The organism is Streptomyces sp. NPDC102462 (genome assembly GCF_044765425.1).
GTDB lineage: Bacteria > Actinomycetota > Actinomycetes > Streptomycetales > Streptomycetaceae > Streptomyces.
The window spans coordinates 7,313-28,883 of the sequence record NZ_JBIWKB010000020.1; the positions used below are offsets into that span (position 1 = coordinate 7,313).

Below are 21,571 nucleotides of genomic sequence, written 5' to 3' on the forward strand. Positions count from 1 at the left end.
CCGCGTCCCGTTTGAGACCGGGTTCCGTCTGAGGCCGGGTTCCGCCTGGTCCGGGTTCCGTCTGGGCCGGGCCCCGTCTGAGGCCGGGTTCCGCCTGGTCCGGGTTCCGCCTGGGCCGCGTCCCGTTTGAGACCGGGTTCCGTCTGAGGCCGGGTTCCGCCTGGTCCGGGTTCCGTCTGGGCCGGGCCCCGTCTGAGGCCGGGTTCCGCCTGGGCCGCGTCCCGTTTGAGACCGGGTTCCGTCTGAGGCCGGGTTCCGCCTGGTCCGGGTTCCGTCTGAGACCGGGTGCCGCCTGGGCCGGGCCTCGTCTGGGCCGGGCCCTGCCTGAGAGCGGACCCTGCCTGGGCCGGGCCCCGCCGGGGACAGACCCCGCCGGGGACGGACTCCGCCGGGGACGGACTCCGCCGGGGACGGACCTCGCCCGAGGCGGACCACGCCGGGGACGGACTCCGCCGGGGACGGACTCCGCCGGGGACGGACTCCGCCCGGGACGGACCCTGCCCGGGACGGACCTCGCCCGAGGCGGATCCCGCCGGGGACGGACTCCACCCGGGACGGACCCTGCCCGGGACGGATCCCGCCGGGGGCGGACTCCACCCGGGACGGACCCCGCTCGGGACGGGCCCCGCCCGGGCTGGACCCCGCCCGGGCTGGACCCCGCCCGGGCTGGACCCCGCCCGGGCTGGGTCCTCTATTGGGCGCAGGCGTCGGCCGGTTCGGGGCGGTGGGGGGGAAAACGCTTGGACCGGGGGAGGGTGGCCGCGGGACACTGCCCGTCCTGTCCGCCCGTACCGCAGGTGGCCGTCGCCGGCCGCGTGCGGATGCGGGCCGTCCTACGACACCACAGGGTTGGGATGGAAACGCCTGAATCGCGTGGGAATCCTCAGCGCAGGGGCTCGGTGCTCCTCGCACTTCGTTACTACGGACGGGAGTTGGCCCGACTGCGACGGCTCACCGCGCCCGCGATGCTGCTGCCGGCGCTGGGCAACATCGGCATCGCCTACATCGCGCCGCTGATCGTCGCCAAGCTCGTCGCCGACCTCGCGGACGACCCCGAAACCGCCGTCGGCTCGGTGCTGCCGTACGTCCTCGGCTTCGCCGGCGTACTGCTGCTCGCGGAGGCGCTGTGGCGGATCGGACTGCACTGCCTCAACCGCGTCGACGCCCTCGGCATCGAGCACCTGTACGTCATCGGCATGGACGAACTGTTCGCCAAGGACGCCGCGTTCTTCCACGACAACTTCGCCGGATCGCTGACCAAACGGGTGCTGAGCTTCGCCTCCCGCTTCGAGGAGTTCGTCGACACGCTCACCTTCAACGTCGTCGGCAGCTTCGTACCGCTGGCGTTCGGCTCGGTCGTCCTGTGGCGCTACGAACCGCTGCTCGTCGTCGGCCTGTTGACGATGATCGCGCTCACCGCGGTGTGCGTGGTGCCCCTGATCCGCCGCCGCCAGGCCCTCGTCGACGAACGCGAGGAGGCCATCGCCCGGGTGTCCGGGCATGTCGCCGACAGCCTGATGAACATGGACACGGTCCGGGCGTTCGCCGCCGAGGAACGCGAGGCCGCCGAGCACCGCTCCCGCGTCGCCGCCTCCCGCCAGCTCACCCTGCGGTCGTGGGACTACGGCAATCTGCGCATCGACACCCTCGTCGCACCGATGTCCGTGCTCACCAACGCGCTCGGCCTGCTGCTCGCGGTCGCGCTCGGCGGCGCCGAGCACGGCGTGGAGGCCGTCGTCGTCGCCTTCACGTACTACACCAACGCCACCCGGATCATGTTCGAGTTCAACCAGATCTACCGGCGCCTGGAGAGTTCCATGACGGAGGCGGCGCAGTTCACCGAGCTGCTGCGGACGTCGCCGACCGTGCTCGACCCCCCGTCGCCGCAGCCGCTGCCGACCCGGCCCGCCGACGTCCGGTTCGAGCGGGTGAGCTTCGCCCACGCGGGTGCCGAGCCGCTGTTCCAGGGCCTCGACCTGACCGTGCCCAGCGGAACGAAGGTCGGGCTCGTCGGCCGGTCCGGCGGCGGCAAGACCACGCTCACCCGGCTGCTGCTGCGGATGACGGACATCGACTCCGGCCGCATCCTGATCGGCGGCCGGGAGATCAACCGACTGCGCCAGGCGGACCTGCGCAGCCTGATCGCCTATGTGCCGCAGGACCCGGCGATGTTCCACCGCTCGCTGCGCGACAACATCGCGTTCGCCCGGCCCGACGCCACCGAGGCGGAGATCCGCCGCGCCGCCGAGGCGGCGCACGTCACGGAGTTCGCCGACGCGCTGCCCGACGGCTTCGGGACCATGGTGGGCGAGCGCGGCGTCAAGCTGTCCGGCGGTCAGCGCCAGCGGGTCGCCCTCGCCCGGGCGATCCTGCGCGACGCGCCGGTCCTGCTGCTGGACGAGGCGACCAGCGCCCTCGACTCGGAGAGCGAGATCCTGGTCCAGGAGGCGCTGTGGCGGCTCATGGAAGGGCGGACGGCGCTGGTGGTGGCGCACCGGCTGAGCACGGTCGCCTCCATGGACCGGCTGGTCGTGCTCGACCGCGGGCGGATCGTCGAGCAGGGCACCCACCAGGAACTGCTCACCGCGGACGGCGCGTACGCCAAGCTGTGGCAGCACCAGTCGGGCGGCTTCCTCGACGCCGTCCCGCCCCAGAGCGGCCCGCGCTGAGGCCCGCCTGGACGACTGGACGAACCGGGGACCGCGGCAGGTCAGAACACCTGGCCGACGTGGGCGAGTGCCTGCTTCAGCAGCGCCCCGTGCCCGCCGGGCATCTCGCTCAGCACCGCCTCGGACGCGGCCTCCCGCGGCGTGAACCACACCAGGTCCAGAGCGTCCTGCCGGGGGCGGCAGTCCCCGGTCACCGGGACGACGTAGGCGAGGGACACCGCGTGCTGCCGCGGGTCGTGGTACGCGGTGATCCCCGCCGTCGGGAAGTACTCGGCGACCGTGAACGGCTGCAGCGAGGCCGGCACCCGCGGCAGCGCCACCGGCCCGAGGTCCTTCTCGAGATGGCGCAGCAGGGCGTCGCGCACCCGCTCGTGGTGCAGCACCCGGCCGGAGACCAGGGTCCTGCTGACCGTGCCGTCCGGCCCGATGCGCAGCAGCAGACCGACACTGGTGACTTCGCCGCTGTCGTCCACGCGCACGGGCACGGCCTCGACGTACAGGATCGGCATGCGGGCGCGCGCCATCTCCAGCTCGTCGCTGGTCAGCCAGCCCGGCGTGGTTTCGGTCATGTCAGACATTGCTTGATCATACTTTCCGGTGCGGTGGGCGCTCAGTCGTTCGTGGGGTCGGATGCGGACAGTCCGTACAGGCGGCGGGCGTTGTCCTGGCCCGTCCAGGCGGCGATCAGCAGGGCGTCGGGCAGGCTCAGCTCGTCCGCGTCCACCCGGTCCTTCAGCAGCGCGGCGAGCCCCTGGCGGAAGCACAGCGCGCCGAGGTGGTGGAACTCGGCCAGAGCGTACGCGTCGGAGCTGTACAGCAGTTTGCGGAACGGGGTGATCTCCAGCGCCTCCTCCAGGATCGCCCGGGCCCTGGCCGGTCCCGCGTGGTGCAGGGCCAGCCCGACGTCCAGGTACACGTGCTCGAACACCGCCGCCAGATAGGCGGCGTTGCGCTGGTAGGGCCAGCAGTGCAGCAGCAGCACGGGCACCGTGCCCCGGGTCAGCCGCAGCCAGTCCGTCAGCAGGGCGGGGTCGGCCCGGTGCAGCCGCAGGTCGGCGTCGCCGAACCCGGTGTGCAGCTGAAGCGGCAGCCCCAGGTCGACGGCGGTCCACAGCAACTGCCGTACCAGCACCGGGTCGGTCAGCGGGCCGCCCGCCGCGAGCCAGCGCCGGGCCGCCGCGGTCACCTCCGCGTCCGCGGGCCGGGCCGGATCCAGGGCGAAGCCGGTGCGGTAGGCGGCCACCGACTTCACCGCGACCACGCCGGGCCGGCGCACCGCCCGCTCGGCCGCGGCGCGGAACACGCCCGCGTACTCGCCCGGTTCGACACCCTCACGGGCCACCGTCTCGGCGACGGTCTCCAGCCGTACCACCTCGTACGCCGTCGCGCCCGCGGCCCGGGCCAGCTCGGCGGGCGAGGTGAGGGGACGCGGGGCGTACCCGGTGTCGACGCAGAACGCCCCGGCCGCCGCCGCGGACAGGAAGCGCCGGTTGACCTCAGCCCAGCCCAGGGCGGTGCGCCGGGCCAGATAGTCGGCGGCGGGCGCGTGCCGGGGCAGGTCGAGCAGGGGCGCGCAGTGCCGGCGCACGGCCACACCGACCGGCGTGTCGAACGGGGAGATCCCGCTGCCGGGCCGGGGCTCGCCCTCGGTGAGCAGCGACGCGAACTCGGCCGGGGCGAGCTGGGCGGTGACCGCGCCGTGGCAGTGGTGGTCCACCAACGGCAGTGCGGCGAGGGCTTCCTGGACCGCGCTCATGGTCAGTACCGCCAGCGGTAGGCCGCCGCCACCTGCGCGTCGTCGAGGCCGTCGACGGCCCGGGCCTCGCCGAGGCGGACCGCGGTCACCGCGTCGGCCAGGACCGGCCCCAGCGCGGCGCGCAGCACCGGATCGGCACGGAACGCCTCGACCGCCGCCGTGAGCGTGGTCGGCAGCCGGCGCACGCCCCGGGCCGCCGCCTCGTCGGCGTCGAACCGGGCCGGGTCCCCGGTGATCTCCCCGGGCAGCGGGGCCGCGCCGGCGAGACCGTCGAGCCCGGCGGCGATGACACAGCCGAGCGCGAGATACGGGTTGGCGGCCAGGTCGACCGGTTTCACCTCCAGATTGGCCTCCCGCTCCCGGCGGCCCGCCATGCCGGTGACGACCCGCAGCGCAGCCTCCCGGGTCTCCCGGCCCCAGCAGGTGAACACGCCCGCCCACTGGGAGGGCCGCAGCCGCAGATAGCTGGCCGGGCTCGGCGCGGTCACCGCGGCCAGCGCGGGCAGCCGGGCGAGCACCCCGGCCGTGAACGACTCGGCGGCGGCCGTCATGCCGTACCGGCCCGTGCCACCCGCGTGCAGGTTCACCCCGCCGCGCCAGCAGGACAGATGCAGATGCCCGCCGTTGCCGACGCCGGTGGCGAGCACGGCCGGGGCGAACGACACCCGCAGTCCGTGCCGCCGCGCCACCGCCCGGACGGTCTGCCGCACGAGCACGCTGCGGTCGGCCGCCCCGACCGGGTCGAGCGCGCCCACCGACACCTCGAACTGCCCGGCCGCGTACTCCGGATGGACCTGGTCGACGGCCACGCCCTGCGCGGCGAGCGCGGCGAGCAGATCGGCGGTGCAGTCGCTCAGCTCGACCTGCCGGGTGGCGCTGTAGGCCGGGCCGGACACCGCCGGGACGAACGCGTCCTCGGGCGCCGTGTCCAGGCCGACGGTCCACTCGATCTCCACGGCCGCCCGGACGGTGACGCCGAGCCGGGCCTCGGCGTCCGCGACGACCCGGCGCAGGAAGGTGCGGCCGCACCCGGGGTGCGGCTCGCCCTCCTGGGTGATCCGGTCCACCGGCGCCCAGGCCCAGCCGGGCTGACCGGCCAGCTCCACCAACTGGTCCAGGTCCGGGTACAGCCGCAGATCGCCGTCGGGGGAGCCGAGGACGTCCGTGGTGACGTTCGAGTCGTCGGCCAGGAACGTGTCGAAGACCGGTGACATGCCGACGCCCCAGGCCGCCGCGTCGGCGAGCCGGGCCGTCGGGACCGTCTTGACCCGGCCCACGCCCGCCGTGTCGACGTAGGCCAGCACGATCCCGTGGACGCCCCGGCCGGTCAGCTCGGCGGCGCGGGCCACGGCCCGCTCCACGTCACCGGGGCGCCCTCCGGGCACGGGGTCGGCCAGCGTGGTCATACGTCCTCCATGACGGGCTCGGCACTCCGGTCCGTGGGTCAGGGTTTCACGGCCACCGCGCCGAACTGGGGCACCACCGCGGGGGAGTCGGGTCCGGCGCGCCACTGCGAGCACGGCACCAGGCCCGGTTCGAGCAGGTCGAGTCCGTCGAGGAAGGCGGCGACCTCGTCCTTCGCGCGGGCGATGATGGGCGGCGTGGCGTTCTCGTTCCAGAACTCCATGGCGGCCACATTGCCCGCGCCGCCGAACTCGGCGTCGAAGGTGGGGTGGGTCAGCACCAGGAAGCTGCCGGAGGGCACCGCCGCCATGACCCGGCGCACGATGTCCCGCGCCTTGTCGACGTCGAGCACGAAGTTCAGGATGCCCAGCATCATCACCGCGACCGGCCGCGACAGGTCCAGGGTCTCGGCGGCCCGCCGCAGGATCGCCTCCGGGTCGTGCACATCGGCGTCGATGTAGTCGGTGACGCCTTCGGCGCTGCTGGTGAGCAGGGTGCGGGCGTGCGCCAGCACGATCGGGTCGTTGTCGACGTACACGATCCGTGACGCGGGCGCGATCCGCTGCGCTATCTCATGGGTGTTGTTCACGGTCGGCAGCCCGGTGCCGATGTCGAGGAACTGCCGCACCCCGCGCTCCTCGGCCAGGAACCGGACCGCCCGCCCCAGGAACTCCCGGTCCGCGCGCGCGACCGCCCGGATCACCGGGAACAGCCCGGCGACATGCTCGCCGACCTGCTGGTCGACCTCGTAGTTGTCCTTGCCGCCGATCCAGTAGTTCCAGACCCGCGCGTTGTGGGCCACGGAGGTGTTCAGCCTCACGGGCCCGTCCGCAGGGGGGTGCCCCTCGCTCACGTCACTGCCCTTCTCGTCCGGGGTGTTCCGCCCCTCTCGTCCGGGGCGGTCCGCCGACATTCTGCCGCCCCATGATCGGGACTGTCCCGGGAACAGGACAGCGGGCGGCGCCCCCCTGGGGGAACACCGGGGCCGGTACGTGTGGCCGCGGGCACTCGCCGAGTCCGCCTTGCGGCGCGGGCGTTCGGGCCCCGGGCGGTTCCCGGTGCGGCTCGGGCCGGCAGCACGGGCTACGGCTCAGGCCGGCAGCACGGTGTCCAGGAAGCGGAGCAGGTCCGTGAAGACCTCGGCCCGGTTCGTCTCGTTGAAGACCTCGTGCCGGGCCCCGGCGTAGATCCGCTCGGTCGCCGTGCCGCCGCTCAGCCGCGCCACGCCGGGCCGGCTGCCGGCCGGCGGCACCAGCCGGTCCTCGGCGCCGTGCAGCCACAGCACGGGAAGCCGGTCGACGGCACCGCCCGCGGCCACGGTTTCCAGGGTGCGCGCGAACGCGCGCAGCGTCGGCCGCTTCATCGGGCCGTGCCACACCAGCGGATCGGCGGCGTACGCGGCGCCCACGGCCGGATCGCGGGACAGCGCCGCCGGGCTGACCGGGGTGTCCGGGATCTCGTCGAGGGCCAGCAGCCGCCCGGGCAGCTCCCAGTCGCCGATCACCGGTCCGGACAGCACGAGCGCGGCGGCCTCGCCGGGGTGGCGCTGCGCGTGGCGGGCGGCGATCAGACAGCCCATGGAGTGGCCGAGCACGACCAGCGGCAGCCCGGGGTGCGCGGCGCGGGCGAGGTCCGCCACGGCGTGCAGATCGGTGACCACATCCTCGAAGTCCTCGATCAGCACGCGCTCGCCCGCCGATCTGCCGTGGCCCAGATGGTCGGGCCCGTAGACGGCCGCGCCGTGCCCGGACAGGACGCCGGCGAGACGTTCGTAGCGGCCGGTGTGCTCGCCGTAACCGTGCACCAGCAGGACGAGGCTGCGCGGCGCCGGGTGCGGCCACTCGCGTGCGCTGAGCGCGCCCCGGACGCCGGTCAGGACATGCTCGCGGGCGTGGGCCATGGGACCTCCGGGTGCCTCGGCGCGGGTACGGGGAGATCTTCCCAGCATCCGGGCGGCGGGCTAGAGTCTGAAACTAGCAGTGCTAGTCCGCTGGTCACCAGCGCCGACGGTCAGGAGCCCAGCCGTGCGCCCCGTCCACTTCGCGGCCGCCCGCCGCACCCCCATCGGCAGGCTGCGCGGAGCCCTGTCCTCGGTGCGGCCCGACGACCTCGCGGCGGCCGTCATCCGCCGCCTGGTCGCCGACGTGCCCGCGCTCGACCCGGCCCGTATCGACGACGTCTACTGGGGCGCCGCCAACCAGGCGGGCGAGGACAACCGCAACGTCGCCCGGATGGCCGCCCTGCTCGCGGGCCTGCCCGAGACCGTGCCCGGCGCCACCGTCAACCGGCTGTGCGCCTCCGGCCTGGAGGCCGTCACCGCCGCCGCCCGCACCGTCGCGGCCGGCGAGGCCGACATCGTGCTGGCGGGCGGCTCCGAGTCGATGAGCCGCGCCCCCTTCGTGCTGCCCCGCCCCGACGAGGCGCTGCCGCACCGGATCGAGACCGCCGACACCCGGCTCGGCTGGCGCCTGGTCAACCCGGCGATGCGTGAGCTGCACGGGCTGCTGTCCATGGGCGAGACCGCCGAGCAGGTCGCCGAACGGTACGGCATCCCGCGGGAGCGCCAGGACGAGTTCGCGCTGCGCAGCCACCAACGGGCCGCTACCGCCCGCAAGATGGGCCACTTCGACGACGAACTGCTGCCCGTCGAGCGCCCGGACGGCGTCGTCGTCGAGGACGACGAGGGCATCCGCGAGGACACGTCACCGGAGAAACTGGCCCGGCTCAAGCCGGTCTTCCGCGAGGACGGCACGGTCACCGCGGGCAACGCCTCGCCGATGAACGACGGCGCCGCCGGACTGCTGCTGGTCAGCGAGGAGGCACTGAACGAGCTGGGCCTCGTGTCCCTCGGCCGGTACACGGCCGGCACCTCGGCAGGCGTCCACCCCGATGTGATGGGCATCGGCCCCGTGCCCGCCACCCGCAAGGCGCTGGCCCGTGCCGGCTGGCGGATCGGCGACATCCAGGAGGCCGAGTTCAACGAGGCGTTCGCCGCCCAGGCGCTCGCCTGCGTCGACCTGCTCGGCATCGACCTCGACCTGGTCAACCCGTACGGCGGGGCCATCGCCCTCGGCCATCCCCTCGGCTGCTCGGGCGCCCGTATCCTCACCACCCTGCTGCACCGCATGCGCCGCACGGGCGCCCGGCGGGGGCTCGCGACCATGTGTGTGGGGGTGGGGCAGGGCAGCGCGGTGCTCGTCGAGCGGCCCTGAGGGCTCCGCCGGGCCACGCCTGGCCACGCCGTGCCGCGGGCCACGCGGTGCGGCTGGCCACGCCGTGCCGTCCTTACGCGGCCCGAATGCGTGGGCATAGCATCGGTGACCGCATGAACACGATGACGCTCTGGCACATATCAGGCTGGGAGTTCGCCGCGCTGGCCTTCGCGGCGCTCCTGGTCGGCTTCTCCAAGACCGCGGTGAGCGGGGCCAACACGGTCAGCCTCGCCGTCTTCGCGGCGGTGCTGCCCGCCCGCGCCTCCACCGGCGTACTGCTCCCGGTGCTGATCGCGGGCGATCTGCTCGCCGTCGCCACCTACCGGCGGCACGCCCACTGGCCCACGCTGTGGCGGCTGTTCCCCGCCGTCGCGGCCGGTGTGGTCGTCGGCACGCTGTTCCTGATGTGGGCCGACGACGGGACCGTACGGACCTCGATCGGCGCGATCCTGCTGCTGATGGCCGCGGTCACGCTCTGGCGGCGGCGCCGGTCCGGCACCGATCAGGCGCCCGAACCGGACACCGGCCGGGCGGGCCGCGTCAAGGCCCGCTCGTACGGCGTCCTCGGCGGCTTCACCACCATGGTCGCCAACGCGGGCGGCCCGGTGATGTCGATGTACCTGCTGTCGGCGGGCTTCCGAAAGCTGGGCTTCCTGGGCACGTCGGCGTTCTTCTTCCTGATCGTGAACGTGTCCAAGGTGCCCTTCAGCGTCGGCCTCGGACTGATCGACGGCCACTCGCTGCTCCTGGACGCCGCGCTCGTCGTGTTCGTCGTGCCCGGCGCGTTCCTCGGTACCTGGGCCGTGGGCCGGATCAACCAGCGGCTGTTCGAGCGCCTGGTGATCGCGGCGACGGCCGTGGGCGGCGTGCAACTGCTGCTGCGCTGACGCCGACCGCTATCCGCGCGGTCCGAGGAGCGCGGGCAGATCGGCGAACGAGTCCAGCACATGGTCCGGGGTGCCGCTCGCCGCGGCGAGCGCTTCGGGCTGGTACTTGCCCGTGCGGACCAGCACCCCGCTGATCCCCGCCCGCTGCGCCGCCAGCACATCCGACTCGACGTCGTCGCCCACCATCAGCGCCCGGTCCGCGCCCACCCCCAGCCGGGCCAGCGCCGCCGCGAAGAACTCCGGCGACGGCTTGCCGGTCACCACCGCCTCGGTGCGCGCCGCCCGCTCCAGGCCCAGCAGGAAGGCGCCGGTGTCCAACTGCAGACCGCGGTCCGTGCGCCAGAACAGATTGCGGTGCATCGCCACCAGCCGCGCACCCCGCTGGAGATGCCCGAAGACCCGGTTGAGCGCCGCGTAGCCGAACTCCGGGCCTGCGCCGCCCACGACCACCACGTCCGGGGTCGTGTTGTCGTCGTTCTCGTCGTTCTCGTCGTTCTCGTCGTTCTCGTCGACGAGCCGCACGCCCTCCAGGTCCTCACGGACGTCCCCGCTGTTCAGCAGGGCGCAGCGGGCGCCCGGGAAGTGTTCGGCGAGATGCCTCGCGGTGACGGCGGGCGCGGTGAGCACGTCCTCGGCGCCCACCGCGAAACCGGCCTCGGCCAGGGCCTCGGCGATCGATGCCCGCGTCCGGGACGTCGTGTTGGTGACGAGCGCGACGCCGAGCCCGGCCGCGCGGATCTCCCGCAGAGCCGCCACCGCGCCGGGCAGGGCCCGCCACGAGACGGTGAGCACCCCGTCGATGTCGATCAGCACGGCACGCACGGACGTCGAACCGGTCTCCATACCGGCCAGGTACCCCGATCACCGCGCCCCGACCACACCCCCGGCCGGAATGCCCGGACCGCACGCCGGGACGGCGGCACCGTACGCCGGGATGGCCGGACCGCACGCCCGGATGCCCGTCCCCACGGCCTGGATGCCCGGACCGCACGCGGACGGCGGCGCCGCACGTCCGGATGCCGGCGCCGTACGCCCCGTCGTCCGTACGTCCCGTCGTCCGTGCGCCATCCCGGACGGCGGTGGTCCGGGACCCCGTACGCTCACCGCATGTCCCCGCACGTCCTGATCCTCGGCGGCACCGCCGAAGCGCGCCTGCTCGCCGCCGAACTCGCGTCCGTCCCCGGTGTCCGGGTCACCGTGTCACTGGCCGGGCGGGTGACCCGGCCGGCGCCGGCGGCCGGGGACGTCCGCACCGGAGGGTTCGGCGGAGCCGAAGGGCTGGCCGCGTGGCTCGCCGAGCGGCGGGTGACCGCCGTCGTCGACGCCACGCACCCCTTCGCCGCCCGGATCACCGCCCATGCGGCGCGGGCCACGGCGACGACCGGGGTGCCGCTGGTGGTGCTGCGCCGCCCGGGCTGGCGGCCCGGCGACGGCGACCGCTGGCACCCGGTGGCCTCCCTGGCCGCCGCCGCGGACGCGCTGCCCGGCCTCGGCCGCCGCGCCTTCGTGACCACCGGCCGGCTCGGTCTCACCGCGTTCGCCCACCTCGCCGGCGTACACCTCGTCGTACGGTCCGTGGAGCCGCCCGAGCCGCCGCTGCCGCCGCACGCCGACGTCCTCCTCGCCCGGGGCCCGTTCACGGTGGCCGACGAGACGGCGCTGCTGCGCCGGCACCGGATCGACGTCCTGGTCACCAAGGACAGCGGGGGAGCGGCCACGGCCGCCAAGCTGACGGCCGCCCGCACCCTCGGCCTGCCCGTGGTCGTCGTCCGCCGGCCGCCGCTGCCGGCCGGAGTGACCGCGGTGCCCGACATCGCGGCCGTACTGGAACGACTGGGCCACACCCCGCCACGCCCGACCCCCTGAGCCGGCCGCCGCACCGGACCCCGCGGTACGGGGCCATCGTCACCGCTCGTGCGGACGGCGGCGCAGCAGATACGTGTCCATGATCCAGCCCTTGCGGTCACGGGCCTCGGCACGCAGCCGCTCGATGCGCGGACCGGCCTCCGCGATCGGACCGGAGTCCAGGATCTCGTCCGGGGTGCCAAGGTAGGCGCCCCAGTAGATGTCGATGTCCTCGCCGGCGTACCGCAGGAACGCCTGCTGGGCGTCGAGCATCACCACCACGTCGTCCACGCCCTCGGGGAAGCCCTCGGCCAGCCGCCGCCCGGTGGTGATCTGCACGGGCCGGGCCACCCGGTTCAGGCCGGTGCGGTGCCGGGCGACGAGCGCCGAGACACTGCTGATGCCCGGCACGACCTCGTGGGCGAAGGCCACGGCGCCCCGGGCCAGCACCTCATCCAGGATGCCCAGCGTGCTGTCGTACAGCGCGGGATCCCCCCACACCAGGAACGCCCCGGTCTCGTCCTCGCCCAACTCCTCGGCGATCAGCCGCTCGTAGACGTCGGCACGTGCGCTGCGCCACGCGTCGACGGCCGGCGAGTACGCCGCGCCGCCCGCGCCCCGGTCCCGCTCCGGGTCGCGCGCCTCCACCAGCCGGTACGTCCCCGGCGGCAGGTGCGCGTCCAGCATCTCCCGGCGCACCCGGGTCAGATCGCTCTTCACCTCACCCTTGTCGAGGAGGAAGAACACGTCCGTGCCGCGCAGCGCCCGGACCGCCTGGAGGGTCAGCTGCTCCGGGTCGCCCGCGCCGATACCGATGACAAGAATCCTTCGCACGCCCCGAGTCTGCCCCATGCCCCCGACCGTGCCCGCACCCCGTCCCACCGGGGGCTACGTCACCTGTCGCCCGCGCAGCAGGGGCGCCCGCGCGGCGGCGTCGACCGGCTCCCCGTCCCGCTCCACCGCGCCCGCCAGGTCCCGCGCCCAGCGCACCAGCCCGGCGACGTCAAGACCGTACGGCCGCTGCCGCCCGCTGTGCGCCGCCCACTCCTCGACCGCGCCCGCGCCCCGCCGCAGCAGCCGCGGCCCGCCGGTGACATTGCCCCGGGCCGCATGGGTGAGCCCCACCGCCAGCTGGGCCAGGCCCCGCCACAGCGTGCGCTCGTCCTCGGGCCCGGACTTCCAGGCGTCCTCGAAGACCTCGTGCGCATGGAAGGGCCTGCCCGCGTCCAGCAGTTCCTGCGCCTCGGCGAGTGTCTGCGACGGCGTGCGCAGGACCCCTTCGGGCTGGCGTGCCACGCCGTCCGCGCCGTACGGCAGGGGCCGCCCAAGACCGTCCCGGGGCCGTGCGCTGCGGGCCCGGCCCGCGCCGTCCCGGTCCCGGATGCCGGCCGGCCCCTGCGATGATGCGCCCGTGCTTCCCATACGACGATTGTCCCCCACCGGCCCGGCCACACCCGGCGCCGCTTTCGGCACGGCCCGGTGCTTGGGGTAGAGTGCTCCTCGCGCGCTCGCACGGGCCATCACCCGCGAGCGCACCGGGACGTGGCGCAGCTTGGTAGCGCACTTGACTGGGGGTCAAGGGGTCGCAGGTTCAAATCCTGTCGTCCCGACTGGAGACAGTCGCAGGTCAGGGCCGGTTTCGGAGACATCCGATACCGGCCCTTGATCATTCTTGGGGACCAGTTGGGGACCGGCGCCCTTGACCGGGGTCAGCGGGTCACGACGATCGGGCTCGGCAGCGAGCGCGGAGCACGTTGAGGTGCGCGGAGAGCGCCGCCCCGGCGGCCGTGATCTTGTGTACGTCCGGGTGCAGGTAGCGCTGGGTGGTGGTCAGGGACCCGTGGCCGGCGATCCTGCGGAGGACGTGTACCTGGACTCCGGCGTCGGCGAACCAGGTCAGCCCGGTGTGCCGGAGGTCGTGGCGGCGCAGGTGCCCGCCGGGCTCGGGTGTGGTCTGGCGCCGCACGGTCCAGATCCACTGGGTGGTGTCGATGTCCCCGACACGGCAGCTTGAGACCTCGCCGATCCGAGCGGCGGTGCACGCGGCGAAGATGACCATGTCCCCCCAGCCGCGGTAGTGGTCGTGGAGTTTCTGCCAGCCGGTCACCCGGGCGGGGTTGACCTTGATGATGCCGTCACGGACGGCCTGCTCCATGACGCGGACCAGGACGGCGATGGTGTTCTCCACGATCGAGCGGCTGTGTTCGTCGCCGATCCAGTTCTGCACGGTGCGGTCGACGACGCCATGGTGATCATCCGCACCGGAAGGTGGCCCAGGGCGGGGACAACACGCATCCGCCACCCCGACAGGTAGGGGTCCAGCGTTTTCAGCTCCAGGCCGCGCAGGGCGAGGTCCATGTTCGCTTCGCCGTATTCGGCGAGCTTCATGGTGGCCGGCGACGGGCTCAGGCCGGCCTCTGCGGCCTCGATGATGGCCTGGAGTCATTCCTGCGTTTCTTCTTCGCTATCGGTCGAGAGCCGGACGCCGACAGGAACGTTGGTCGTCTTATCGCCCATCGAGCCCCTTGGTAGGGACAGTACGTCGGCGGCGCAGGGTTGAGGCGTCCACTCTCAGGCAGGCGGCGAGGTCACTGGTTGAATACCAGGCGCTGGTCAGGAGAGGCGCTTGGCTATCAGGTGAGACAGGCAGCGGCGACGCGCCTTCCCCAGCGCTTCGATCTGTGGTTGTGCTCGGGTGCGGACGTCGGTGCGTTGATCGTCTCCGGAAACGCCGGTTTGGGTAACCGGCGTTTCCGGGCTGTATTGCCGCCGCGTCGGACGCACTTGGAGGTGCTTGCTCGGCAGGTCAACGTGCTCTCGTCGTCCGGTCGTAGCCACAACCTGTCACGGACTCAGATGCGGCGATGAAGGCTTGTACGAGGGGACGGTTGTCTCCTCGGCGGGTGGCCATGAAGATCCGGCTCACTGCGGGAGACCCCTCGAGCTCGAGACGCCTGGCGCCCGGGGGGAGCAGCGTCGTGACGCTGTAGGGGGCGATGGTGACGCCAAGGCCAGCGGCGACGAACATGATGATGGTGTGCCAGTTCGAGCACTCCTGCGCGACCTGGACGTCGACGCCGACGTCCCGCAGCGGCTGCGTGTTCACGTCGAAGGCTTGAGCTCCTGCTGTACGTGGGAACAGGATCAGCGGGTCAGCGGCCAGTGCCGTTGCTTCCACATGGTCACCCCTTGCGGCGGGGTGCTCGGTGGGGATGACGGCGACAAACCGTTCCGTCGTCAGCAGGGAAAGGTCGATATCGTCTCGCTCCTCGGCATCCCGCACGATCCCGACGTCGGCTGTGCCCCGCTCCAGGGCCGCCAGGACGTCGACCGTGAAGCCGTCGTGCAGCTTGATCTGCACGTCTGGGCGGCGGCGGGAGAATTCACGGAGCCGTTCGCTGACGATCGCGGTGGCGGACGTGATGAAGGCGACATCCAGGCGGCCGGCCGCACCGCGCCCGACACGGCCGGCCTCGTCGAGGTCGGCCGCCAGACGGCCCAGAAGGTCTCTCGCCCGCGGCTGGAACGTCGCTCCCGCGTCTGTGAGGCGGACGCTTCGGGAGGTCCGCCGGAACAGCTCAACACCGACAATCTTCTCAAGCTGCCTGATCTGTTGGGACAGAGCCGGCTGGGCAATGTTCAGCCGCTGGGCGGCACGGCCGAAGTGGAGTTCCTCAGCCACAGCCAGAAAGTACCGCAGATGGCGGAGTTCGATACGCTGATCCATAGTTCAAGCTTATCGATATACGCTATCGCCTGTATTGGACATATGGGTTAGGAGGAGCGGAGGCTACTGACGGGAAGCTGCACCGGAAAGGAAACCCGCCTCATGCCGCACACCTCTGCCCCGACCGTGGTCTCCTCGATCGCCTCACAGAGTGATGCCGACGCGTTCCGCGCGTTGAACGAGGAGTGGATCTCACGCCTGTTCACCCTGCAGGAAGAGGACCGGGCGGTTCTCGGAGATCCGTTCGGCCGCGTCGTGGGCCCAGGCGGCGACGTGCTCCTGGCGCGCGAGCCGGGCAGCGGCACCGCCGTCGGGTGCGTCGCACTTCTGGCCTACCCGGACGCCGTGTTCGAGCTGGCGAAGATGGCCGTGGCCCCCGCCGCGCAGGGACGCGGCATCGGCCGCCAACTCATAGCCGCAGCGATCGACCGCGCCCGGGCACTCGGTGGGACCCGGCTGTTCCTCGGCACGAACAGCAAACTGGCTCCCGCCATCCACCTCTACGAGGAAGCCGGGTTTGTCAGGATCACCCGCGACCATCTCCCGGTGGCCGACTATTACGCCCGCGCCGACATCCTCATGGAACTGAAATGACGCCCCGGCCCGGCGCCCGGATACTGCCTCGCCACGGCAGTCCTCACCAGCACGTCGGTTCTCCCGCCGCCTGCAGCACGCCGTACCTGTGCCACATCGTGGCGGGACCATTCGGGTGGCTACTCGACGACACCCCCACACGGGCCGACTGCACTGGACACGAGCCCGGGAGGGGTCTGAGCGACCACGGTAGAGGACGACTCCCCATCAGGTGCACGACCCACCCCATGGCCCCCGACGCGGTGGCCGTGGCCCTGGCCGGAGGGACTCTTCCGTACGTCGTGCCCGTTCTGATCGAGCGGACGGCCCCGGTTGGCACCGCTTAGGTGGCCCGGCGCCACCGACACACCCCTCCAGCCGACCACTGATCCACCCACAAGCCACAGCTTGAAGATCTGGTGATCATGGAGTGGCGGCGCTCTGTGATCACTGGGAGACCTGTGCCCGCGCTGCCCTCATGGCTGACCGAACCACTCTGGGACCAATTCCAGGCGCTGCTGGCCGAGCGGCCCGAGTTCCACCCGGACCATCCGCTCGGCTGCCACCGCCGAGGCATCGGCGACCGGATCATCTTCGACAAGATGCTGCAGTTACTGCGCTTCGGCTGTTCTTATGAGGCGATCGCCGACACGACCTGCTCGGTCACCACGATCCGCGTCCGTCGCGACGCATGGATACGACTCGGCGTCTTCGCCCGGCTCAAGCAGATGCAAGCGGGGGCTGAAGCGCTCGGGCATGACGGCCGGATACGGCATTCCCCTCGGCCGTGTCCTGGCCGGCGCCAACCGACATGACTCTCCACTGCTCGCCCCAACCCTGGGAGCACGCCCACCTTCTGGTCGGCGCGCTTTCGCACTCACGCCGCTGGCGAGCGGTGCCGGCCGAGCGGGAGGACTTTCCGCACCTGGTTGATCAGATCGCTCCGGAGAGTCCAGTTGCGTCGGCGATGACCCTGAGGTCACTTGTTCAACGCGAGCCGACCCTCGGGTGCCGTGAAGCGCGGTATCGGCGGCGGGGCGTCAGAGGTGATCGCCTAGCAGCACGCGGCGTACGTGGTGGAGGTGGTCGCGCATGGCGTCGCGGGCGGCCTCTGAGTCTCGTTCGCGGACGGCGGCAACGATCTGCTCGTGTTCGCTGCAGTAGCAGCGGTGGCGTTCGGGGTTGAAGCTGCGGCGCTTGAGTCCGCCCCATATGGGCTGGCGGCGGGCGTTGACGAGCAGGGAGCTGACGCTGATCAGGACCGCGTTGTGGGTGGCCACCGCGAAGCTGTGGTGCAGGGCGGTGTCCCAGCGTTCGAACTCTTCCGAGCTGGATGCCTGCTCGCCGCCGCGCAGACAGCGTTCCATCTCCGCGAGGTCCGCCCCCGTGGCGGAGGCGACGGCGAGCGGCATCAGCTCCGGTTCCAGGACCAGGCGTGAGGCCATGATCTCCGCAGGGCTGGGCTGGTGGGCGGAGCCGTCGGGCAGGGCGGTCTCGTCCGGAGCGATGAACGTGCCGCGGCCGACGTGACGCAGCACCACTCCGCGGGATTCGAGGTCCTGCAGGGCGGCGCGGACCGCGGCGCGACCGACCCCGGTGGCTGCCGCCAGGTCCCGTTCGGTGGGCAGGCGGTCGCCAGGTTTGAGGCCGCCGGTGTTGATGATCTCTTCCACGTGCTTGAGCACGGCGACGGCTGGGCCCACAGCGTCCATCGCTCACCCCTCCCTGAACCAATGCGAACCAATGTTAGCACCGCAATCGATCAACGTGGGGAAATCGAGTATTGACCTCCCGGAAACGCGAACCTAGTCTCACCGATACGAACCGATTCCTCGTATTGGTTCCTATTGGTCTAGGAGATGCGGTGCGCTTCGCAAGGATTCACACCAAGGACGGCGTGCGGATGTGCGCGGTCGACGAACACGGAACGGGCCGCGAGGCGCGCTTCGCCGACACCGGCGTACCCGTCAGCGACCTGCAGCAGATCATCGACGCGGGCCCGGAAGCAGCAGGGCGCCTGGAGATCGGCGGGTCGGCCGTCGACGGCCGGTTGCTGGCCCCCCACGTCCCGGCACGCAACATCTTCTGCGTGGGACGCAACTACTCCGAGCACGCGGCGGAGTTCGCCAAGAGCGGCTTCGACGCGACCGGCTCCCCGGACGGCCGGCACATGCCGGAGTACCCGGTCGTCTTCACCAAGCCGGCCGCTTCCGTGATCGCCTCCGGTGACGTGGTCGACCCGCACTCCGACATCACCTCCGCGCTCGACTACGAGGGCGAGATCGGCGTCATCATCGGGCGGCGCGCCTCGAAGGTGAGCCGGGACGAGGCGATGGACCACGTGTGGGGCTACACCCTCATCAACGACGTCACGGCCCGCGACCTGCAGCGTGATCACAAGCAGTGGTTCATCGGCAAGTCCCTGGACACCTTCTGCCCGATGGGGCCGTGGGCCGTGACCGCCGACGAGATCGACATCCGTGATCTGCAGTTGCAGACCCGTGTCAACGGCGAGCTGCGCCAGGACACCAACACCTCCCAGCTGATCTTCGACGTGGCGGCCATCATCGAGACCCTCTCGGCCGGCATCACGCTGGAACCCGGAGACGTCATCGCCACCGGCACCCCCGTCGGCGTCGGCATCGGCTTCGACCCGCCCAAGTACCTGACCACCGGGGACCAGGTCGTCGTCTCCGCCCCAGGACTGGGCGAGCTGACCAACACCATCGGTCCCGCGGCCGGCCGCGACCACCTGCGGCCCGCCGCCGGTGCCGAGTTGTTCGTCGAGAAGACCGGGCAGGGCTCGCCCGTCGTTCTCATCCACGGCCTCGGCGGTGCCACCACCGTCTACGACCCGCAGGTCGCCGCCCTGGCCGAGCACCACACCGTGCTGCGCTACGACCTGTCCGGCCACGGCCGCTCACCCGGCAACGGCACACCCAGCATCACCGGCTGGGTCGAGGAACTCACCGCCCTGCTGGACGCCGAGGGCATCGGGGAGACCGCTGTCGTCGCCCACTCCATGGGCACCCTGGTCGCCTCCGCCTTCGCCGCCGCCCATCCCGGCCGGGTCACCAAGCTCGCGCTGCTCGGGCCGGTCCGCGCCCAGGCCCCACAGGCCAAGGACGCCACACGGGCCCGCGCCCGCACCGTACGCGAAGGCGGTATGTCCGCAGTGGCCGACACCATCGTCTCGGTCGCCATCTCTGAGCAGACCCGCACCGAGCGTCCCCTGGCCGCGGCCCTGGTCCGGGAACTGCTGCTCGGCCAGGACCCCGACGGCTACGCCGCCGCCTGCGAGGCCCTCGCCTCGGCCGAGGAGCCGGACTTCGCCGGCATCAAGGCCCCGGTGCTGCTGCTCACCGGCAGCGACGACAAGACCAGCCCGCCGGCTGTCAACGACGACATCTTCGCCCTGCTGCCCAAGGCCCGCCTGCACATCATCGAGGGCATCGGCCACTGGCACACCCTGGAAGCACCAGAAGAAGTCACCCGCCACCTGCAGGAGTTCCTCGCCCAGCCCTGACCCGCTCCGCCCTGAAAGGATGGTGACGACGATGTCACCGAGCACCTCCACTCTGTTCACCAACGTCCGCGTCTTCGACTCCAGCGGCAGCGAGCCGTTCCACGGCGAGGTCCTGGTCACCGGAGAGCGCATCGCCGAGGTCCGCCGCGGCAGCGGTGACCTGCCCCGCGACGGCGTCCGCGTCGTCGACGGCCGTGGACAGTTCCTCATGTCCGGCCTGTGCGACGCGCACACCCACTTCAGCTGGATCAACTCCGCGGACCTGCCCGGCCTGGGGACCCTGGGCGTGGAGGAGCACACCCTGCTGTCCGCTCGCTCCGCGCTGACCTACCTCAACTCCGGGTACACCATGTGCGTCGGCGCGGCCTCCGCAAAGGCCCGCCTGGACGTCGTGATCCGCAACGCCATCAACGACGGACTCCTCGTCGGCCCGCGCTACCTGGCCAACTGCCAGGAGATCGCCGTCACCGGCGGCGCCCTCGTGGACGGCATCACCGCGTTCGCCGACGGCGCCGAGGAGATGCGCAAGCAGGTCCGCCGCAACGTCGCCTACGGCGCCGACCTGGTCAAGCTGAGCATGTCCGGCGAGGAGATCACCGGAAACCAGCACGCCGAGGACAACTACTTCTCCGACGAGGAGGTCCTCGCCGTCACCACCGAGGCCCACCGCCGCGGCCTGCGCGTGTGTACGCACGCCCGCTCCGCGGAGAGCGTGAAAATGTCGTTGCGGAACAACGTCGACATCATCTACCACGCCAGCTTCATCGACGAAGAGGGCCTCGACATGCTGGAAGCCAAGAAGGACGAGGTCTTCGTCGCCCCCGGCCTGAACTGGCTGGTGGCCACCCTCAACGACGCCGCCGGCTTCGGCTACCCGCCCGAGGCCGCCGAGGCGGCCGGCTACAAGCGCGAGCTCGAGTGCGCCATCGCGGGCCTGCAGGAGATGCGGCGGCGCGGCATCCGTGTCCTGCCCGGCGGCGACTACGGCTTCGCCTGGACCCCGCACGGCACCTACGCCCGTGACCTGCAGCACTTCGTGGAGCTCATCGGCTACACCCCGATGCAGACGCTGCTGGCCGCGACCAAGCTCGGCGGGGAGATCATGCGGATGCCCGACGAGCTCGGACAGATCAAGCCCGGCTTCTACGCCGACCTCATCCTCGTCGACGGCGACCCGCTCCAGGACATAACCGTCCTGCAGAACCGCGACAGGATCGTCGGCATCATGAAGAACGGCGCCTTCCACAAGGACCCCGGCCACGGCGCACCCGGTATCACCTCCGCCCCGGCAGATCAGCCTGTCGTCGTCACGGCCTGATCCCCAAACCTGGTGCCTCCGGTTCCTGTCCCACCCGGGGGCACCAGGGCGCCGGGAAGCCTCTGAGGGGCGCTGAACGGCAGGGGTGGTTGCTGAACCTGCTGTGCCCGGTTGCTGTACGGTCCTGGCGCCTTGACAAACTGCGGCGCGGTTGTGGCGGACTGTCAGTGTCTGAAGGTGGGTGTGGCGCAGGACCTCCTCGCATTGGGTGAGGGTGGCCTCGAACAGGGGGGGATAGCCCGTTCGAGGTCGCCTGTCGCTCGGTAGGCGTCGGCGAGGTTTTGCGGGTGGTCAGGGTGTGGGGGTGGGTGTCGCCGAGGGCTGACTCGCGCTGGGCGAGCGTGGCCTCCAGCAGCGGGATGGCCATAGTGGCGCTGCCGGTGGAGCCGGTCGGCGGCGGTGTCATAAGTGTCAGTGAGTGGGGCGTTGCGGTGCCCGGGCGGAGCGCTGGCCGCAAGGACGAGGCGCCCGGCGTGTCGTCGCTGGTCAGGTGCCTAGGAAAGATCCTTCCCATTGTGGACCAGTCGCACCGGGGGCACTCTCGAAACGTGGCGGTCCGGGCAGCAGACGGACCAGCCGCCCCCGCGGGCAGACAAACGCCCACACCGGCAACCCGTCGGACTTACCGGCTACGGCCTTGACGGCGAGGGGAAC

18 protein-coding genes, 1 tRNA gene and 1 pseudogene are annotated in these 21,571 nt (G+C 72.2%); 9 read left to right on the plus strand and 11 right to left on the minus strand.

Annotated features, from left to right (window positions below; all coding sequences use genetic code 11):
- Positions 1 to 854 precede the first annotated feature (854 nt).
- Positions 855 to 2,669, plus strand: a complete 1,815-nt coding sequence (locus tag ACIRFL_RS18930) for an ABC transporter ATP-binding protein (protein WP_404029688.1) — start codon at positions 855 to 857, stop codon at positions 2,667 to 2,669.
- A gap of 41 nt (positions 2,670 to 2,710) precedes the next feature.
- On the opposite strand, the gene ACIRFL_RS18935 is transcribed toward ACIRFL_RS18930, so the two are convergent.
- The 5 genes from ACIRFL_RS18935 to ACIRFL_RS18955 form a co-directional block, all read right to left on the minus strand.
- Positions 2,711 to 3,238, minus strand: a complete 528-nt coding sequence (locus ACIRFL_RS18935) for an NUDIX hydrolase family protein (protein ID WP_404029879.1) — start codon at positions 3,236 to 3,238, stop codon at positions 2,711 to 2,713.
- 41 nt (positions 3,239 to 3,279) lie between these two features.
- Entirely contained in the window at positions 3,280 to 4,425 is a 1,146-nt protein-coding gene (locus ACIRFL_RS18940) for an amidohydrolase family protein (RefSeq protein WP_404029690.1), read from the minus strand.
- Positions 4,426 to 4,427: 2 nt separating this feature from the next.
- On the minus strand, positions 4,428 to 5,831 hold the full coding sequence (locus ACIRFL_RS18945; RefSeq protein WP_404029692.1) for a glutamine synthetase: 1,404 nt from the start codon (positions 5,829 to 5,831) through the stop codon (positions 4,428 to 4,430).
- A gap of 38 nt (positions 5,832 to 5,869) precedes the next feature.
- The gene (locus ACIRFL_RS18950; protein WP_404029694.1) at positions 5,870 to 6,682 is read right to left on the minus strand and encodes an SAM-dependent methyltransferase; all 813 of its coding nucleotides are present in this window, start codon (positions 6,680 to 6,682) and stop codon (positions 5,870 to 5,872) included.
- A 237-nt stretch (positions 6,683 to 6,919) separates the two neighbouring features.
- Positions 6,920 to 7,729, minus strand: coding sequence for a lysophospholipase (locus tag ACIRFL_RS18955; protein ID WP_404029695.1), 810 nt, complete (start codon positions 7,727 to 7,729; stop codon positions 6,920 to 6,922).
- 124 nt (positions 7,730 to 7,853) lie between these two features.
- Here ACIRFL_RS18955 and ACIRFL_RS18960 point away from each other — a divergent pair, with 124 nt between their 5' ends.
- Positions 7,854 to 9,041, plus strand: coding sequence for a thiolase family protein (locus ACIRFL_RS18960; RefSeq protein WP_404029697.1), 1,188 nt, complete (start codon positions 7,854 to 7,856; stop codon positions 9,039 to 9,041).
- Positions 9,042 to 9,154: 113 nt separating this feature from the next.
- On the plus strand, positions 9,155 to 9,928 hold the full coding sequence (locus ACIRFL_RS18965) for a sulfite exporter TauE/SafE family protein (protein WP_404029699.1): 774 nt from the start codon (positions 9,155 to 9,157) through the stop codon (positions 9,926 to 9,928).
- A gap of 9 nt (positions 9,929 to 9,937) precedes the next feature.
- On the opposite strand, the gene ACIRFL_RS18970 is transcribed toward ACIRFL_RS18965, so the two are convergent.
- On the minus strand, positions 9,938 to 10,771 hold the full coding sequence (locus ACIRFL_RS18970) for an HAD-IIA family hydrolase (RefSeq protein ID WP_404029701.1): 834 nt from the start codon (positions 10,769 to 10,771) through the stop codon (positions 9,938 to 9,940).
- A 264-nt stretch (positions 10,772 to 11,035) separates the two neighbouring features.
- On the opposite strand from ACIRFL_RS18970, the gene ACIRFL_RS18975 reads away from it, so the two are divergent.
- The gene (locus tag ACIRFL_RS18975; protein ID WP_404029703.1) at positions 11,036 to 11,794 is read left to right on the plus strand and encodes a cobalt-precorrin-6A reductase; all 759 of its coding nucleotides are present in this window, start codon (positions 11,036 to 11,038) and stop codon (positions 11,792 to 11,794) included.
- Positions 11,795 to 11,833: 39 nt separating this feature from the next.
- Here the strand turns inward: ACIRFL_RS18975 and cobF are convergent, their stop codons facing one another.
- Together cobF and ACIRFL_RS18985 are read right to left on the minus strand one after the other, a co-directional pair.
- Positions 11,834 to 12,607, minus strand: a complete 774-nt coding sequence (cobF, locus tag ACIRFL_RS18980) for a precorrin-6A synthase (deacetylating) (protein WP_404029705.1) — start codon at positions 12,605 to 12,607, stop codon at positions 11,834 to 11,836.
- Positions 12,608 to 12,661: 54 nt separating this feature from the next.
- A complete protein-coding gene (locus ACIRFL_RS18985) occupies positions 12,662 to 13,195 on the minus strand; it encodes a DUF309 domain-containing protein (protein ID WP_404029706.1) in 534 nt (177 codons plus the stop codon).
- A gap of 114 nt (positions 13,196 to 13,309) precedes the next feature.
- Here ACIRFL_RS18985 and ACIRFL_RS18990 point away from each other — a divergent pair.
- Positions 13,310 to 13,383 (plus strand) — tRNA-Pro (locus ACIRFL_RS18990).
- 107 nt (positions 13,384 to 13,490) lie between these two features.
- Here the strand turns inward: ACIRFL_RS18990 and ACIRFL_RS18995 are convergent.
- Together ACIRFL_RS18995 and ACIRFL_RS19000 are read right to left on the minus strand one after the other, a co-directional pair.
- Positions 13,491 to 14,000 carry a tyrosine-type recombinase/integrase gene (locus ACIRFL_RS18995; RefSeq protein WP_404029708.1) on the minus strand — a complete coding sequence of 170 codons (510 nt, stop codon included), beginning with the start codon at positions 13,998 to 14,000 and terminating at the stop codon, positions 13,491 to 13,493.
- Between the two features lie 579 nt (positions 14,001 to 14,579).
- Entirely contained in the window at positions 14,580 to 15,500 is a 921-nt protein-coding gene (locus tag ACIRFL_RS19000; RefSeq protein WP_404029710.1) for a LysR family transcriptional regulator, read from the minus strand.
- Positions 15,501 to 15,602: 102 nt separating this feature from the next.
- On the opposite strand from ACIRFL_RS19000, the gene ACIRFL_RS19005 reads away from it, so the two are divergent.
- Together ACIRFL_RS19005 and ACIRFL_RS19010 are read left to right on the plus strand one after the other, a co-directional pair.
- Positions 15,603 to 16,094 carry a GNAT family N-acetyltransferase gene (locus ACIRFL_RS19005; RefSeq protein WP_404029712.1) on the plus strand — a complete coding sequence of 164 codons (492 nt, stop codon included), beginning with the start codon at positions 15,603 to 15,605 and terminating at the stop codon, positions 16,092 to 16,094.
- A gap of 440 nt (positions 16,095 to 16,534) precedes the next feature.
- Positions 16,535 to 16,913 (plus strand): annotated as a pseudogene (locus ACIRFL_RS19010) (transposase); the annotation flags it as partial.
- 200 nt (positions 16,914 to 17,113) lie between these two features.
- Here ACIRFL_RS19010 and ACIRFL_RS19015 read toward each other — a convergent pair.
- Entirely contained in the window at positions 17,114 to 17,785 is a 672-nt protein-coding gene (locus ACIRFL_RS19015) for a FadR/GntR family transcriptional regulator (protein ID WP_404029713.1), read from the minus strand.
- 152 nt (positions 17,786 to 17,937) lie between these two features.
- Here ACIRFL_RS19015 and ACIRFL_RS19020 point away from each other — a divergent pair, with 152 nt between their 5' ends.
- Both ACIRFL_RS19020 and ACIRFL_RS19025 read left to right on the plus strand, forming a co-directional pair.
- Positions 17,938 to 19,599, plus strand: a complete 1,662-nt coding sequence (locus ACIRFL_RS19020; RefSeq protein WP_404029715.1) for an alpha/beta fold hydrolase — start codon at positions 17,938 to 17,940, stop codon at positions 19,597 to 19,599.
- A gap of 31 nt (positions 19,600 to 19,630) precedes the next feature.
- Positions 19,631 to 20,917: an amidohydrolase family protein gene (locus ACIRFL_RS19025; RefSeq protein WP_404029717.1), complete on the plus strand. Its 1,287-nt coding sequence runs from the start codon at positions 19,631 to 19,633 to the stop codon at positions 20,915 to 20,917.
- Positions 20,918 to 21,571 lie beyond the last annotated feature (654 nt).

Coding starts and splice junctions, on each gene's coding strand:
- ACIRFL_RS18945 (WP_404029692.1), bottom strand. CDS start 5,831: ATGACCACGCTGGCCGACCCCGTGCCCGGAGGGCGCCCCGGTGACGTG.
- ACIRFL_RS18975 (WP_404029703.1), top strand. CDS start 11,036: ATGTCCCCGCACGTCCTGATCCTCGGCGGCACCGCCGAAGCGCGCCTG.
- ACIRFL_RS19005 (WP_404029712.1), top strand. CDS start 15,603: ATGCCGCACACCTCTGCCCCGACCGTGGTCTCCTCGATCGCCTCACAG.
- ACIRFL_RS18930 (WP_404029688.1), top strand. CDS start 855: ATGGAAACGCCTGAATCGCGTGGGAATCCTCAGCGCAGGGGCTCGGTG.
- ACIRFL_RS18970 (WP_404029701.1), bottom strand. CDS start 10,771: ATGGAGACCGGTTCGACGTCCGTGCGTGCCGTGCTGATCGACATCGAC.
- ACIRFL_RS18955 (WP_404029695.1), bottom strand. CDS start 7,729: ATGGCCCACGCCCGCGAGCATGTCCTGACCGGCGTCCGGGGCGCGCTC.
- ACIRFL_RS18985 (WP_404029706.1), bottom strand. CDS start 13,195: ATGGGAAGCACGGGCGCATCATCGCAGGGGCCGGCCGGCATCCGGGAC.
- ACIRFL_RS18965 (WP_404029699.1), top strand. CDS start 9,155: ATGAACACGATGACGCTCTGGCACATATCAGGCTGGGAGTTCGCCGCG.
- ACIRFL_RS19000 (WP_404029710.1), bottom strand. CDS start 15,500: ATGGATCAGCGTATCGAACTCCGCCATCTGCGGTACTTTCTGGCTGTG.
- ACIRFL_RS19015 (WP_404029713.1), bottom strand. CDS start 17,785: ATGGACGCTGTGGGCCCAGCCGTCGCCGTGCTCAAGCACGTGGAAGAG.
- ACIRFL_RS19025 (WP_404029717.1), top strand. CDS start 19,631: ATGTCACCGAGCACCTCCACTCTGTTCACCAACGTCCGCGTCTTCGAC.
- ACIRFL_RS18935 (WP_404029879.1), bottom strand. CDS start 3,238: ATGACCGAAACCACGCCGGGCTGGCTGACCAGCGACGAGCTGGAGATG.
- ACIRFL_RS18940 (WP_404029690.1), bottom strand. CDS start 4,425: ATGAGCGCGGTCCAGGAAGCCCTCGCCGCACTGCCGTTGGTGGACCAC.